The following is a 13,500-nucleotide window of genomic DNA, read 5'->3' as shown; positions in this document are numbered from 1 at the left end:
CGCCGGTGTCCCGGCCCCCGCCCGCGGCCCTCGCCGCGGGTACCGCCCGGTCCCGGCAGGACGCCCCTACGACCGGGAGACGTTCCGCTCGTACACCAGGCGCAGCCCGATGAGCGTCAGCCACGGCTCGTGCTCGTCGATGACCGAGGACTCCCCCAACACCATCGGAGCAAGGCCGCCCGTCGCGATGACGGTGACGTCGTCCGGGTCGGCGGCCAGCTCCTTCTTCATCCGGGCCACCACCCCGTCGACCTGGCCCGCGAAGCCGTAGACGATGCCGGACTGCATGGCCTCGACGGTGTTCTTGCCGATCACGCTGCGCGGCCGGGCCAGCTCGATCTTGCGGAGCTGGGCGCCCTTGACGCCGAGGGCCTCGACCGAGATCTCGATGCCGGGGGCGATCACCCCGCCGGTGTACTCGCCACGCGGGGAGACCGCGTCGAAGGTGGTGGCGGTGCCGAAGTCGACGACGATCGCCGGGCCCCCGTAGAGCTCGACGGCGGCGACCGCGTTGATGATGCGGTCCGCGCCGACCTCCTTGGGGTTGTCCATCAGGATCGGCACGCCCGTCTTGACGCCGGGCTCCACCAGGACGGCGGGGACGTCGCCGTAGTAGCGGCGGGTGACCTCGCGCAGTTCGTGCAGGACCGAGGGGACGGTGGCGCAGATCGCGATGCCCTCGATGCCGTCGCCCAGCTCCATGCCGAGCAGCGGGTGCATGCCCATCAGGCCCTGGAGCAGGACGGCCAGCTCGTCGGCGGTGCGCCGGGCGTCCGTGGAGATCCGCCAGTGCTCGACGATCTCCTCGCCGTCGAAGAGGCCGAGGACCGTGTGCGTGTTGCCGACGTCGATGGTGAGCAGCATCAGGCGTCGGCCCCGTCGGTGGCGGAGGCGTCGGCGTCGCGGAAGTCCAGGCCGATGTCGAGGATCGGCGAGGAGTGGGTGAGCGCCCCGACCGCGAGGTAGTCGACGCCCGCGTCGGCGTAGGCGCGGGCCGATTCGAGGGTCAGGCGGCCGGAGGACTCCAGCATCGCCCGGCCGGCGACCAGGGCGACGGCCTCGGCGGTCTCGGCCGGGGTGAAGTTGTCCAGCAGGATCAGGTCGGCGCCCGCGTCCAGCACCTCACGGACCTGGTCCATCGTGTCGACCTCGACCTCGATGGGCAGCTCGGGGAACTCGGCGCGGACCCGCAGAAACGCCTCGGCGACGCCGCCCGCGGCGATCACGTGGTTGTCCTTGACCAGCGCCGCGTCGGAGAGCGACATCCGGTGGTTGACGCCGCCGCCGCAGCGCACCGCGTACTTCTCCAGCGCGCGCAGGCCCGCCGTCGTCTTGCGGGTGTCGCGGACCTCGGCCTTGCTGCCCTCCAGCACGTCCGCCCAGGCGCGGGTGGCGGTCGCGATGCCCGAGAGGTGGCAGAGCAGGTTCAGCGCGCTGCGCTCGCCGGTCAGCAGGTCACGGGTGCGGGTGGTGACGGTCAGCAGCTTCTCGCCGGGGGCGATCCGGTCGCCGTCCTCGACGTGCCGCTCGACCTCGAACTCCTCGGTGCAGACGATCGACAGGACCGCCTCGGCGACCCGGAGCCCGGCGACCACGCCCGCCTCGCGGGCGGTGAAGTCACCGGTGATCACGGCGTCCTCGGGGACGGTCGCCACGGTCGTGACGTCCACCCCGCCGTCGAGGTCCTCCTCGATCGCCACATGGGCGACGTCCTCGACCTGGACGGGGTCGAGCCCCGCCCGGGCCAGCAGCAGGGCGAGCGCGGGGTCCAGGCCGCACTCCAGGGCTTCGGGGTCGAATCCGTCGTCACCGCCGCAGCCGCAGCCGTCGCCGCAGCCGCCTCCCGCCGGTGCGGAGGATGCGGGCGCGCCGACGCTGATCAGCGGTACGTCCACGGGTGTGGGGCGCGGATTCTCTTCGGGCGTGCTCACGGTGACGGCTCCTCGGGGCGTGGCGGGTGGTGCGGGCAGGGCGGGTGCTTCTCGTGTGCTGCCGGTGCCGCCCTGGTGTCCGGCGGTGCGGCCGCTTCCAGCGGTCTGCTCCCCAGCAGTCTGCTCAATCCGACGGGCGTACGGGGGGGAATGCGGCGGTCTCCGTGCGGTGGACGACCGGGGTGCGGTCCTGCGCGATGCGGACGACCAGGTGGCGGCGGCCGTGGGCGTCGTCGCGGTCGGGCCGGTCCTCGCGCCAGTGGCAGCCGCGGGGCTCCTCGCGGTCCCGGGCGGCGGCGACCAGGACCCGGGAGACCAGGAGCAGGTTGGTGACCTCCCAGGCGTCGACCCCGGGGACGACCGCCTTGGCGCCGCTCGGCACCTCCGCGTCGGCGGCGGCGTCGCGGTGCAGGGCCTCCAGCTCCCCGGCGGCGGCGGCCAGGCTGTCGGCGGAGCGCAGGACTCCGGCGCCCCGGGTCATGGCGCGCTGGAGAGCCGTACGGGCCTCGGGGGCCAGCAGCGGGACGGGGTCGCCGGCGTCCGGGCTCCCGGCCGGTTCGGTGCGGGGCGGGCGGGCCCCGGCGATGTCGGCGGCGATGCGCTCGGCGAAGACCAGACCCTCCAGGAGGGAGTTGGACGCGAGGCGGTTGGCCCCGTGCACACCGGTGCAGGCGACCTCGCCGCAGGCGTACAGGCCGGGGACGGTGGTGCGGCCCCGCAGGTCGGTGCGGACGCCGCCGGAGGCGTAGTGCGCGGCCGGGGCGACCGGGACCGGCTCGGTCACCGGGTCGATGCCGTGGGACCGGCAGGCGGCCAGGATGGTGGGGAAGCGCTGCTCCCACATCCGCGCCCCGAAGTGCCGGGCGTCGAGATACATGTGCTCGGCGCCCTGGTCGAGCATGCGGCGGGTGATGGCCTTGGCGACGATGTCGCGGGGGGCCAGCTCGGCCAGCTCGTGCTGTCCGAGCATGAAGCGGACGCCGTCGCCGTCGACGAGATGCGCGCCCTCGCCGCGTACCGCTTCGGAGACCAGCGGCTGCTGGCCCTCGGAGTCCGCGCCGAGGAACAGGACGGTCGGATGGAACTGGACGAACTCCAGGTCGGAGACCTCCGCCCCGGCCCGCAGCGCGAGTGCCACCCCGTCGCCGGTGGAGACGGGGGGGTTGGTGGTGGCGGAGAAGACCTGCCCCATGCCGCCGGTGGCCAGGACGACCGAGGGGGCCCGGACCGCGCCGACGCCGTCGTGCTGGCCCTCGCCCATGACGTGCAGCGAGACGCCCGCCGTACGCCCTTCGGCGTCCGTGAGCAGATCCAGGACCAGGGCGTTCTCGATGGTGTGCAGGGCGGCCTCGCGGACCGCGCCGACCAGGGCGCGGGAGATCTCCGCACCGGTCGCGTCGCCGCCCGCGTGGGCGATGCGGCGGCGGTGGTGGCCGCCCTCGCGGGTCAGCGCGATGTCGCCGCTGTCGGTGGTGTCGAAGTGCGCGCCGGTGGTGATCAGCCGGCGTACGGCGTCGGGGCCCTCGGTGACCAGGGTGCGCACGGCCTCCTCGTCGCAGAGGCCCGCGCCCGCGACGAGGGTGTCGTCGAGGTGCTGCTCGGGGGTGTCGCCCTCACCGAGCGCGGCGGCGATGCCGCCCTGGGCCCAGCGGGTCGAGCCGTCGTCGAGGCGGGCCTTGGTGACGACGACGGTGTCCAGCCCGGCGGCGGCGCAGCGCAGTGCCGTGGTGAGCCCGGCGACGCCGGAGCCGACCACCACGACGTCCGCGTCGATGGCCCAGCCGGGGGCGGGGGCGGTCAGCCGTATTCCGGTCACGTCAGGGCTCCGAAGGTGAGGGGGATGTTGTCGATGAGGCGGGTGTCCCCGACCCGGGCCGCGACGGCGAGGATCGCCTCCCCGCTCTCGCGGTCGTCCGGGATCTCGGTGAAGTCCGCCGGGTCCACCAGGGCCAGGTAGTCGAGGGCGAGCGGCGCCCTGTCCCGGGCGGCGGCCTCCTCCAGGATCGTCCGCGCGGCGGCCCGGACGGCGGCGGGCGCCCCGTTGGGCCGGGCCAGCGCCACGGCCTGGGCGTCGGCGGCGGCGCGGGCCTCGCCAAGCCGGTTGAGACCGGCGGCCCGGTCGCCGCCGGGCGCGGTGGCCCGGGCCCGCTCGTGCAGTGCCTGCTGGGCGGCGAGCCGGTCGCGGGCCGCGAACAGGGCGCGGGGCAGGGCGAGCGCGGTGTGCCGCTCCGTGGCGGTCAGGAAGCGGTTGCGGCTGGAGAGCGCGAGGCCGTCCGCGTCCCGGACGGTGGGCACGCCGGTGATGCGGACGCCGAAGTTCAGGTCGCGGACCATGCGGCGGATCAGGGCGAGCTGCTGGGCGTCCTTCTGCCCGTAGAACGCCTCGTCGGGGCGGGTGAGGTGGAGGAGCTTGGCGACGACGGTGAGCATCCCGTCGAAGTGCCCGGGGCGGGCCGCGCCTTCGAGACGCTCGCCCATGGGGCCCGCGGTGATGCGGACCTGGGGCTCTCCGCCGGGGTAGACCTCGTCCACGCCGGGGGCGAAGACCGCGTCGGCCCCCGCCGCCGCGGCGATCTCCAGGTCGGCGTCCAGGGTGCGCGGATAGCGGTCCAGGTCGGCGGCCTCGCCGAACTGGAGCGGGTTCACGAAGACGGTGGCCACCACCTGGCCGTCCGGGCCGGCCGCCGCGCGGGCGGCCCGGATCAGGGCGGCGTGGCCCTCGTGGAGCGCGCCCATCGTCATGACGACGGCCCGCTCCGCCCCGGCGGGGCGGGACAGCGCGTCCAGCTCGGCGGCGGTGCGCAGGAGTGCGGGCCGGACCGTGCGGGTCATCGGGTCTTCCCCGGTCCCGTACAGCCGGTGACCGGCGCCGGGGCCGGTCCCGTACAGCTGGTGATCGTGCGGCTGGTGATCGGCTTCATCGGGTCTCCCCCGGTCCGGGGCCGCCGGGGCGGCGTTCCTGGTCGGCCAGGACGACGAGGAGGTCCTCGGCCAGCTCGGCCTTGAGCAGGCCGTGGGCGAGCGCCCGGTCGGCCGTGGCGCGGGCCATCGCGATGTATCCGGCCACCGCCTGCGGGGCGTGCTCGCGCAGCTCGCCGATGTGGGCGGCGACCGTCCCCGCGTCACCCCGGGCGACCGGGCCGGTCAGCGCGGCGTCGCCGGAGCGCAGGGCGTTGTCCAGGGCCGCGCCGAGCAGCGGGCCGAGCATCCGGTCGGGGGCGGCGACTCCGGCCTTCGCCAGCAGCTCCATCGACTGGGCGACCAGGGTGACCAGGTGGTTCGCGCCGAGTGCGAGGGCCGCGTGGTAGAGCGGGCGGGACTCCTCGGCGATCCACTCCGGCTCGCCGCCCATCTCGATGACCAGGGCCTCGGCGGCGAGGCGCAGTTCCTCGGGGGCGGTGACGCCGAAGGAGCAGCCCGCGAGCCGCTGCACGTCGACGGCGGTGCCGGTGAACGTCATCGCGGGGTGCAGCGCGAGCGGCAGGGCCCCGGCCCGCCGCGCGGGGTCCAGCACCCTCGCCCCGTACCGCCCGGAGGTGTGGACGAGCAGTTGGCCCGGCCGTACGGCGCCGGTCTCGGCGAGGCCCTCGACCAGCGTGGGCAGCACGTCGTCGGGGACGGTCAGCAGCACCAGCTCGGCGCGGGCCAGCACCTCGGCGGGCTCCACCAGGGGCACGTCGGGGAGCAGCTCGGCGGCGCGGCGACGGGAGGCGTCGGAGACGCCGGACACGGCGACCGGACGGTGTCCCGCGAGCTGGAGCGAGGCGGCGAGGGCGGGTCCGACCCGGCCCGCACCGACGACGCCGACCGTGAGTCGGGCGGGGCGGTCCCTCGCGTCGAGGGGTTCCTTCGAAACTGGTGCGTTCACGCGGCGATGGCCTTCCGTTCCAGTCCGCGGGGGGTACCGGACGATTTCTCTGCATGCTACGCCAGCGTTTCGGCGAAGCCGTCCAGCCGCCCACAGCCTGTGGATAACTTTCCCGGCCCGACCTCTTCCCGACCTCTTCCCGACCTGGGCCCGGCCCCTTCCCGACCCCGGCGCAGCTCCGGACCGGGCCGGGACACCGGGCGGAAATCGGCGGGCGCGCGCTGGGAGCCCCGGGTGATGATCGTCCCATGGTGACCATGGATGAGCAGGAGCGACGACGGCGACGGCTGACCGCGTGGCGGGCGTCGCGGCGGACGCTGGCCCGGGTGGGCCCGGACGGCACGCTGGGCGAGCGGCTGACGGCGCTGGCCGCCGACGCCCCGTCCGTACACGATCCGGAGGACTGGACCGATGTGTACGGGGGCGGGGTCGTCGCCGATCTGGAGCGGCGGGTGGCCGGGCTGCTGGGGATGGAGGCGGCGGCGTTCTTCCCGACCGGGACGATGGCCCAGCAGATCGCGCTGCGGTGCTGGGCGGGGCGTACCGGCGACGCGACCGTGGCGCTGCACCCCCTGTCCCACCCGGAGCTGCACGAGGGCGGGGCGCTGGGCGCGGTGAGCGGGCTGCGCACGGTGCATCCGACGTCGGAGCCGAGGCTGCCGGGCGCCGGGGAGGTCCGGGAGTTCCCCGAGCCGTTCGGGACGCTGATGCTGGAACTGCCGCTGCGGGACGCCGGGTTCGTGCTGCCGTCCTGGGAGGAGCTGACGGCGGTGGTGGAGGCGGCCCGGGAGCGGGACGCGGTGGTCCACTTCGACGGGGCGCGGCTGTGGGAGTGCGCACCGCACTTCGGGCGGGAGCTGTCGGAGATCGCCGCCCTCGCGGACAGCGTGTACGTGTCGTTCTACAAGTCCCTGGACGGACTGTCGGGCGCGGTGCTGGCGGGCCCCTCCACGCTGGTGGAGGAGGCCCGGGTGTGGCGCCACCGGTACGGGGGGCAGCTCTTCCAGCAGTACCCGGCGGCGCTGTCCGCGCTGCTGGGCCTGGAGCGGGAGCTGCCTCGCCTGCCCTCGTACGTGGCCCACGCGAAGGTGGTGGCCGGGGCGCTGGCCGAGGGGTTCGCGGCGGCGGGGGTGCCGTGGTTCCGGGTGCGCCCGGAGCCGCCGCACACGCATCAGTTCCAGGTCTGGCTGCCGTACGGGGCCGACGTGCTGGACGAGGCGTCGGTGCGGCAGGCCGAGGAGACGGGCGTGACGCTGTTCCGGCGCTGGTTCGCGGGGTCGGCCGGGACGGGGCTGCCGCCCGGGGTCTCCTGCACCGAGGTGACGGTGGCGGGGGCGGGTCTCGCATGGTCGGCCGAGGACGTGCGGGACGCGGTGCGGGGGTTCGTGGAGTACGTGCGGGGTCTGGCGTAGGGGCGCGTCCCGGGGCGGGGCCCTGTCGGGTGCGGGGTCTCCGGCCTCGGGGTTCCGTCCTCAAGCGCCGGACGGGCTGGATGTGCCGGGCTCGCTCGGTCTGCTGGGGCGCCGGTTCCGCTGGAGGCGCCGGTACAGGTCGCGCAGGACCGAGCGGTCGTGGCGGCCCGGGGGCGGGGGCGCGGGCCGCGACAGGCGGGCCGCGCGGTGGAGGTCGAGCAGGTGCTGCTGGGTGGCGTTCACGCGGCCCAGCCTGTGCGGGTCACGGCGGCACCGCGCGTGGATTGACGGCCCCCGTCAAATGGCACGACGGCCCGCCCGCGTACCCCCACTATGGAGGGGTGAGCGTGCACATAGACATCGCGGGCCTGCCCGCCGACCGCGTCGTTTTCGCGACCTCTCCCCTGGCCGAACTGGGCCTCGCCCTGCACGCGCTCTCCGAGCCCGGACACCATCCGGGGCTGCACGGCTGGGCCACCGCGACCGCGACGGCCCTGGAGCCCGACCTCGCGGACCGGCTGCTGGAGGCGGAGTTCCTCTGGCGGAACACCTTCTCCGACGTGTTCATGGCGTTCGCCGGGATCCGGGGCGGCGGCGACGGCAGGACCGGGGCGACGCTCGCCGAGGACCTGGACCTGCTGGACGAACTGGACGACGAACGGTTCGTCGCCGCCGCCCTGGAGTTCACCTGCGCCAGCCACTACGGCGCCGGGTCGCCGTCACCGCTGAACGACGCGGGGATGCGGGGCCGCGCCCTGGACCTGGCGGCGGCGCGCGGCCCGCAGCAGATGGACTTCACCCGGCGGCTGCTGGCCGACCCCGCCTCCGTACGCGGCTGGGTCCGGCGGCTCTTCGAGGACTGCGACCAGGCGTTCTTCGCCGACACCTGGCGCCGGGTCTCCGTCCAGCTGGTCGCCGACGCCCGGCACAAGACGGAGCTGCTGCGGCGCAAGGGACTGGCCGACGCGGTCGGGGCGGTGTCGGCCGCCGTGACGCTGGACGAGGGCGCGGGCCGGATCAACATCGACAAGCTGTCCGAGGGCCGGACCACCGCGGTCGACCCGGGCGTCGGCCGGGGCCTGACGCTCATCCCGACCAGCTTCGGCTGGCCGCATCTGATGGTGCTGCACGCCCCGGGCTGGCGACCGGTGATCCACTACCCGGTCCATCTGCCCGACCTGCCGGCGCCCGCCTCCGTGGAACTGCTCCAGCTGCGCCTGGAGGCGCTGGCCCACCCGATGCGGATGCGGCTCTGCCGCAACCTGGCCCGCTCCCCGTACACCACCGGCGAGCTGGCCGACTCCAACGGCATCACCTCCCCCGAGGTCTCCCGCCATCTCTCCATGCTCAAGAAGGCCGGCCTGGTCACGACGCGCCGCCGCGGCCGCTACGTCCTGCACCAGCTGGACCTGACGGTCGTCGCCCGGCTCGGCAGCGACTTCCTGGAGGGCGTCCTGCGCTGAGCCGCCGCGTCCTTCAGCCCGCGCCGCCGCCGGCCCGGACCAGGCCGGTCTCGTAGGCGAGGACGACGACCTGGACCCGGTCGCGGAGGTTCAGCTTGGTGAGGATCCGGCCGACGTGCGTCTTGACCGTGGCCTCGGAGAGCACGAGCCGGGCCGCGATCTCCCCGTTCGACAGGCCCTGGGCGACCAGGAGCATGACTTCCCGTTCCCGCTCGGTGAGCTTGCCGACGTGCTTGTTCTTCGGCTCCTTGTCGCCGCTGGGCAGCATCGGCGAGAAGCGGTCGAGCAGCCGGCGGGTGGTGGAGGGGGCGACGACCGCGTCGCCGCTGTGCACCGAGCGGATCGCGGCGAGCAGCTCGGCGGGCGGCACGTCCTTCAGCATGAAGCCGCTGGCCCCCGCCTTCAGACCGGAGAAGGCGTACTCGTCGAGGTCGAAGGTGGTCAGGATGAGCACCTTCGGGGGGTCCTGCTGCGCACAGATGCGGCGGGTCGCCTCGACGCCGTCCAGCCGGGGCATGCGGACGTCCATCAGCACCACGTCGACGGCGGTGGACCGCAGGGTCTCGATCGCCTCCGCCCCGTCCCCGGCCTCGGCCACGACCTCCATGTCGGGCTGGGCCGCGAGCACCATCCGGAAACCGGTCCGCAGCAGCACCTGGTCGTCGACGAGCATCACGCGGATGGCCGTGGTCATGGGGATCGTGTCCTGTCCTGGGGTCGGTCGTGGTGGTCGTGGTGGGTCGCCGTGGTCGTGAGGGGCAGGTCGACCGGGCGGCGGGTCAGCCCGGGGGCTTGAGCGGCAGCAGGGCGCTGATCCGGAATCCGCCGCCGGGCCGGGGCCCCGCGTCCAGGGTGCCGCCGACCATGCCGACCCGCTCCCGCATCCCGATCATCCCGTGCCCGGCGCCGTCCGCGCCGCCGTCCTCGTACAGTTCGTGCGCCGCGCCCCGGCCGTCGTCCTCGATCAGCAGCCCGAGGCCGTCGTCGAAGTAGACCAGCCGGACACTGGCCCCGGCGTCGGGTCCGCCGTGCTTGCGGGTGTTCGTCAGGGCCTCCTGGACGACCCGGTACGCGGTCAGTTCCACACCGCTGGGCAGCGGGCGGGGCGTGCCCTCCACCTTGAAGTCGACCACCAGGCCGGTCTGCCGCACCTGCGCGACCAGGTCCTCGATCTGCTCCACATCGGGCTGGGGGACGTACTCCCCGCTCTCCGGGGCGTCACCGGTCCGCAGCACCCCGAGCAGCCGCCGCATCTCCGCGAGCGCCTGGCGGCCGGTGCTGGAGATGGTCTCCAGGGCCTGCTTGGCCTGGTCGGGGGCGGCGTCCATGACATAGGCGGCGCCGTCGGCCTGGACGACCATCACGGACACGTTGTGCGCGACGACGTCGTGCAGCTCACGGGCGATCCGGGCCCGCTCGGCGGCGACCGCGACCTTGGACTGCGCCTCGCGTTCCCGCTCCAGGCGGGCGGCACGCTCCTCCAGCTGGTCGAAGTAGGCCCGCCGGGTCCGCAGCGAGTCCCCGAGCACCCAGGCCAGCACGAACGGCACGGTCATGATGATCGTCACGAAGACCACCTGGGCCCAGGAACCCCCGGGCTCGGCCTCCCACCGCAGCTGGGACAGGGCCGCCGCGCTCAGGCTGCACACCAGGGCGAGCCGGGACGCCCAGCGCTCGCCGACCGTGGCCACGGTGTACGTGATCACCAGCATGGCGAAGTTCCCGATGCCCGGCCGGACGTTGAACACCAACTGCGCGACGCCCACCAGGATGGCGAGCAGCAGCATCTTCTCCGGCGCCTTGCGGCGCAGCGCCACCACCGTGGAGAGCCCCAGCACCACCGGTACGGCGACGATCTCCTCACGCCCCGCGTCGTACGTGCCCGACACCATCGACATGCCGGAGAGCCCGAGGAGGAAGACGGCCCAGAAGACGTCGACGCCCGTCGGGTGTCTGCGGATGAAATCGTAGAGGCGCTGCACGTAACCCAGCGTAGGGACAGCGGATCGGTGCCCGGGTCAACCGGAGGGTCGATCCGGGTCCTGGGACCGTACTCCCCAAGGTGGAGACTTGCCTACGTGACGGACGAGTGGCGCGGGTGGCGGGAGGCGGCTCAGGCCGCTCTGTACGGAGATGAGGGCTTTTATCGCAGCCCGTCGCGGAGCCCGGAGGGGCCGGCGGGCCACTTCCGTACGTCGGTCCACGCCTCGCCCCTTTTCGCGGCGGCGGTGGCCCGGCTGCTGACCGGAACGGCGCGGGAGCTGGGTACCGGCACCGTCGCGCTGGTCGACGTCGGGGCGGGCCGCGGCGAGCTGCTGACCGGAGTCCTGGCGGCGCTGGCCGCGCTGCCCGGGGGGCCGGACGTGACCGCGTACGCCGTCGAGGTCGCCGACCGGCCGCCGGGCCTGGACCCCCGGATCGAGTGGTGCGCGGAGCCGCCCGCGGGGGTCACCGGGCTGCTGTTCGCCAACGAGTGGCTGGACAACGTTCCCGCCGAGGTGGCGGAGGCGGACGCGGACGGCGTCCCCCGGTACGTCCAGGTGCGGACCTCGGACGGCGCGGAGCGCCTCGGCGAGGCGGTGGGCGGGGCGGACGCGGCATGGCTGGAGCGCTGGTGGCCGCTGACCGCGCCGGGCGAGCGGGCGGAGATCGGGCGGCCCCGGGACGCTGCCTGGGCGCGGGCGGTCGGCTCCCTCACCGCCGGTCTCGCGGTGGCGGTGGACTACGCGCACGTACGGGGCGCCCGGCCGCCCTTCGGGACGCTGACCGGCTTCCGGGGCGGGCGCGAGGTGCGTCCGGTGCCGGACGGTTCCCGCGACGTCACCGCGCATGTGGCGCTGGACGCCTGCGCGGCGGCGGTCCCGTACGCGAGCGCGGAGCTGACCGACCAGCGGGCGGCGCTGCACCGGCTGGGCGTCGGTGGCGGCCGGCCGCCGATCGGCCTGGCCGCGACCGATCCGGCGGGCTACGTACGGGCACTGGCGGCGGCGGGCGAGGCGGCGGAGCTGACGGCCCGCGGCGGCCTCGGCGACTTCGGCTGGCTGCTGCACCGGGTGGGGCCGGTGCGGCCGGATCGCGGGTGACCCCGTGGCGGGTCGGCGTCAGGGAATACTGTCCCGCATGACGGAGACGACGATCGGCATCGGCGGAGCGGCGGAGAGCACCGACATGGTGCTGAACATCGGTCCCCAGCACCCCTCGACGCACGGGGTCCTCCGGCTGCGGATCGTGCTGGACGGCGAGCGCGTGCGGCACGCGGAGCCGGTCATCGGCTACATGCACCGGGGCGCCGAGAAGCTCTTCGAGGCGCGCGACTACCGGCAGATCATCATGCTCGCCAACCGCCACGACTGGCTCTCCGCGTTCTCGAACGAGCTGGGCGTGGTGATGGCCGTCGAGCGGATGCTCGGCATGGAGGTCCCCGAGCGCGCCGTGTGGACGCGGACGCTGCTCGCCGAGCTGAACCGGGTCCTCAACCACCTGATGTTCCTCGGCTCCTACCCCCTCGAACTCGGCGGCATCACCCCGGTCTTCCACGCCTTCCGGGAGCGCGAGGAGCTCCAGGCGGTGATGGAGGAGGTCTCCGGCGGGCGCATGCACTACATGTTCAACCGGGTCGGCGGGCTCAAGGAGGACGTCCCGGCGGGCTGGGCCGGCCGCGTCCGCGACGCCGTCGCCTCCGTCCGCTCCCGCATGGACGTGTACGAGAACCTCGTCCTCGGCAACGAGATCTTCCGGGGCCGTACGCGCGACGTGGGCGTGCTGTCCGCCGCGGCGGTGCACGCGTACGGGGTGTCGGGGCCGATCGCCCGTGCCTCGGGCGTCGACTTCGACCTGCGGCGCGACGAGCCGTATCTCGCCTACGGGGAGCTCCAGGACACCCTGGAGGTCGTCACCCGGACCGAGGGCGACTGCCTGGCCCGCTTCGAGTGCCTCCTGGAGCAGACCCTCAACTCCCTGGACCTGGCGGACGCCTGCCTGGACCGGATGACCCACCTGGCGCCGGGGCCGATCAACCAGCGGCTGCCCAAGGTGCTCAAGGCGCCCGAGGGCCACACCTACGCCTGGACGGAGAACCCGCTCGGCGTCAACGGCTACTACCTGGTGTCCAAGGGCGAGAAGACGCCCTACCGGCTGAAGCTGCGCTCCGCCTCGTTCAACAACATCCAGGCGCTCACCGAGCTGCTGCCGGGCACCCTGGTCGCCGACATGGTGGCGATCCTGGGCTCGCTGTTCTTCGTCGTCGGTGACATCGACAAGTAGACCGGCCGGCGGATCGACGAGCGGATCCGACCGGCAGAACGACGGGTAGGGGCCTGGGCCCTTCTCGGAGCCTCGGGCCGTCAGACCGCGCCGCGCAGTTCCGCCACCTCGATCTGCTCGGTCTCGTCGTGCGCGGTGAGGTCGATGACCTTGCCGACGGCCCGGTTGTCGACGGCTCCCGTGCGGTGGGCGGCGAGCGCCTCCTCACCGACGACGTCCGCGAGGTCCTCGTTCTGCACGGACTCGATCGCGGCGTTCACCTTCTGGGCGTTCGCGGTGCTCTGGGCGTTCTGGGCGCCGAAGAAGTCGAAGTTGCCCTGGGGTGCCAGGTTGCGGCGCGCGGCGTACGGGACGACGGCCGAGGCGGCCGGGGTCGCGCGCGGCACGCGCACCGGTGCGATGGAGGCCGGGGCCTTCACGCTCGGGAGTGCCGGGGCGACGGTGGCACCCGCCCCGGCCAGATCGGTAACCACCGACGTGCCCTCCGCCAGGTCGATCTCCGCCACGAAGCCGTAGGCGGAAACGACCAGCAGCTTGCCGTCACGGTGGTCCACGCCCCAGAC

General features: G+C 74.4%; 12 protein-coding genes and 1 pseudogene. 4 read left to right on the top strand and 9 right to left on the bottom strand.

Annotated features, from left to right (window positions below):
• Nucleotides 1-66: 66 nt before the first annotated feature.
• The 5 genes from HET64_RS14625 to HET64_RS14605 all read right to left on the bottom strand — a co-directional run bounded on the left by HET64_RS14625 (nucleotide 67) and on the right by HET64_RS14605 (nucleotide 5,799).
• Nucleotides 67-864 (bottom strand): type III pantothenate kinase, encoded by a 798-nt coding sequence (locus HET64_RS14625; RefSeq protein WP_097915092.1) that lies wholly within the window; start codon nucleotides 862-864, stop codon nucleotides 67-69.
• On the bottom strand, nucleotides 864-1,931 hold the full coding sequence (gene nadC / locus HET64_RS14620) for a carboxylating nicotinate-nucleotide diphosphorylase (protein WP_308370049.1): 1,068 nt from the start codon (nucleotides 1,929-1,931) through the stop codon (nucleotides 864-866). Before nadC ends, HET64_RS14625 begins: the two co-directional genes overlap by 1 nt.
• Before the next feature lie 124 nt (nucleotides 1,932-2,055).
• Nucleotides 2,056-3,747: an L-aspartate oxidase gene (locus HET64_RS14615; RefSeq protein ID WP_215105589.1), complete on the bottom strand. Its 1,692-nt coding sequence runs from the start codon at nucleotides 3,745-3,747 to the stop codon at nucleotides 2,056-2,058.
• Complete coding sequence (panC, locus tag HET64_RS14610; protein ID WP_215105587.1) at nucleotides 3,744-4,763, bottom strand: pantoate--beta-alanine ligase; 1,020 nt, start codon at nucleotides 4,761-4,763, stop codon at nucleotides 3,744-3,746. Before panC ends, HET64_RS14615 begins: the two co-directional genes overlap by 4 nt.
• Before the next feature lie 85 nt (nucleotides 4,764-4,848).
• Entirely contained in the window at nucleotides 4,849-5,799 is a 951-nt protein-coding gene (locus HET64_RS14605) for a Rossmann-like and DUF2520 domain-containing protein (protein ID WP_215105585.1), read from the bottom strand.
• Between the two features lie 248 nt (nucleotides 5,800-6,047).
• Here HET64_RS14605 and HET64_RS14600 point away from each other — a divergent pair, with 248 nt between their 5' ends.
• Complete coding sequence (locus HET64_RS14600) at nucleotides 6,048-7,211, top strand: low specificity L-threonine aldolase (protein WP_215105583.1); 1,164 nt, start codon at nucleotides 6,048-6,050, stop codon at nucleotides 7,209-7,211.
• Between the two features lie 60 nt (nucleotides 7,212-7,271).
• Here the strand turns inward: HET64_RS14600 and HET64_RS14595 are convergent, their stop codons facing one another.
• Nucleotides 7,272-7,454, bottom strand: coding sequence for a hypothetical protein (locus tag HET64_RS14595; protein WP_215105581.1), 183 nt, complete (start codon nucleotides 7,452-7,454; stop codon nucleotides 7,272-7,274).
• A 104-nt stretch (nucleotides 7,455-7,558) separates the two neighbouring features.
• On the opposite strand from HET64_RS14595, the gene HET64_RS14590 reads away from it, so the two are divergent.
• Entirely contained in the window at nucleotides 7,559-8,674 is a 1,116-nt protein-coding gene (locus HET64_RS14590; protein ID WP_215105614.1) for a DUF5937 family protein, read from the top strand.
• A gap of 13 nt (nucleotides 8,675-8,687) precedes the next feature.
• Here HET64_RS14590 and HET64_RS14585 read toward each other — a convergent pair whose 3' ends face one another.
• Both HET64_RS14585 and HET64_RS14580 read right to left on the bottom strand, forming a co-directional pair.
• Nucleotides 8,688-9,368: a response regulator transcription factor gene (locus tag HET64_RS14585; protein WP_215105579.1), complete on the bottom strand. Its 681-nt coding sequence runs from the start codon at nucleotides 9,366-9,368 to the stop codon at nucleotides 8,688-8,690.
• 85 nt (nucleotides 9,369-9,453) lie between these two features.
• Complete coding sequence (locus HET64_RS14580; RefSeq protein ID WP_215105577.1) at nucleotides 9,454-10,656, bottom strand: sensor histidine kinase; 1,203 nt, start codon at nucleotides 10,654-10,656, stop codon at nucleotides 9,454-9,456.
• Nucleotides 10,657-10,752: 96 nt separating this feature from the next.
• On the opposite strand from HET64_RS14580, the gene HET64_RS14575 reads away from it, so the two are divergent.
• A complete protein-coding gene (locus tag HET64_RS14575) occupies nucleotides 10,753-11,757 on the top strand; it encodes an SAM-dependent methyltransferase (RefSeq protein ID WP_215105575.1) in 1,005 nt (334 codons plus the stop codon).
• Nucleotides 11,758-11,794: 37 nt separating this feature from the next.
• Entirely contained in the window at nucleotides 11,795-12,937 is a 1,143-nt protein-coding gene (locus HET64_RS14570; protein WP_215105573.1) for an NADH-quinone oxidoreductase subunit D, read from the top strand.
• An 80-nt stretch (nucleotides 12,938-13,017) separates the two neighbouring features.
• Here HET64_RS14570 and HET64_RS14565 read toward each other — a convergent pair.
• Nucleotides 13,018-13,500 (bottom strand): annotated as a pseudogene (locus HET64_RS14565) (hypothetical protein); the annotation flags it as partial.

Origin of the sequence: Streptomyces sp. McG3, assembly GCF_018619185.1 — a bacterium.
Lineage (GTDB): Bacteria > Actinomycetota > Actinomycetes > Streptomycetales > Streptomycetaceae > Streptomyces.
The sequence above is the reverse complement of the archived record's forward strand: the minus strand, read 5'-3'. Positions and strand labels throughout refer to the sequence as shown.

Bases quoted from the DNA above. Each gene is read 5' to 3' on its own strand.
- HET64_RS14585 (WP_215105579.1), bottom strand. From the start codon at position 9,368: ATGACCACGGCCATCCGCGTGATGCTCGTCGACGACCAGGTGCTGCTG.
- HET64_RS14570 (WP_215105573.1), top strand. From the start codon at position 11,795: ATGACGGAGACGACGATCGGCATCGGCGGAGCGGCGGAGAGCACCGAC.
- HET64_RS14625 (WP_097915092.1), bottom strand. From the start codon at position 864: ATGCTGCTCACCATCGACGTCGGCAACACGCACACGGTCCTCGGCCTC.
- panC (WP_215105587.1), bottom strand. From the start codon at position 4,763: ATGACCCGCACGGTCCGGCCCGCACTCCTGCGCACCGCCGCCGAGCTG.
- HET64_RS14600 (WP_215105583.1), top strand. From the start codon at position 6,048: ATGGTGACCATGGATGAGCAGGAGCGACGACGGCGACGGCTGACCGCG.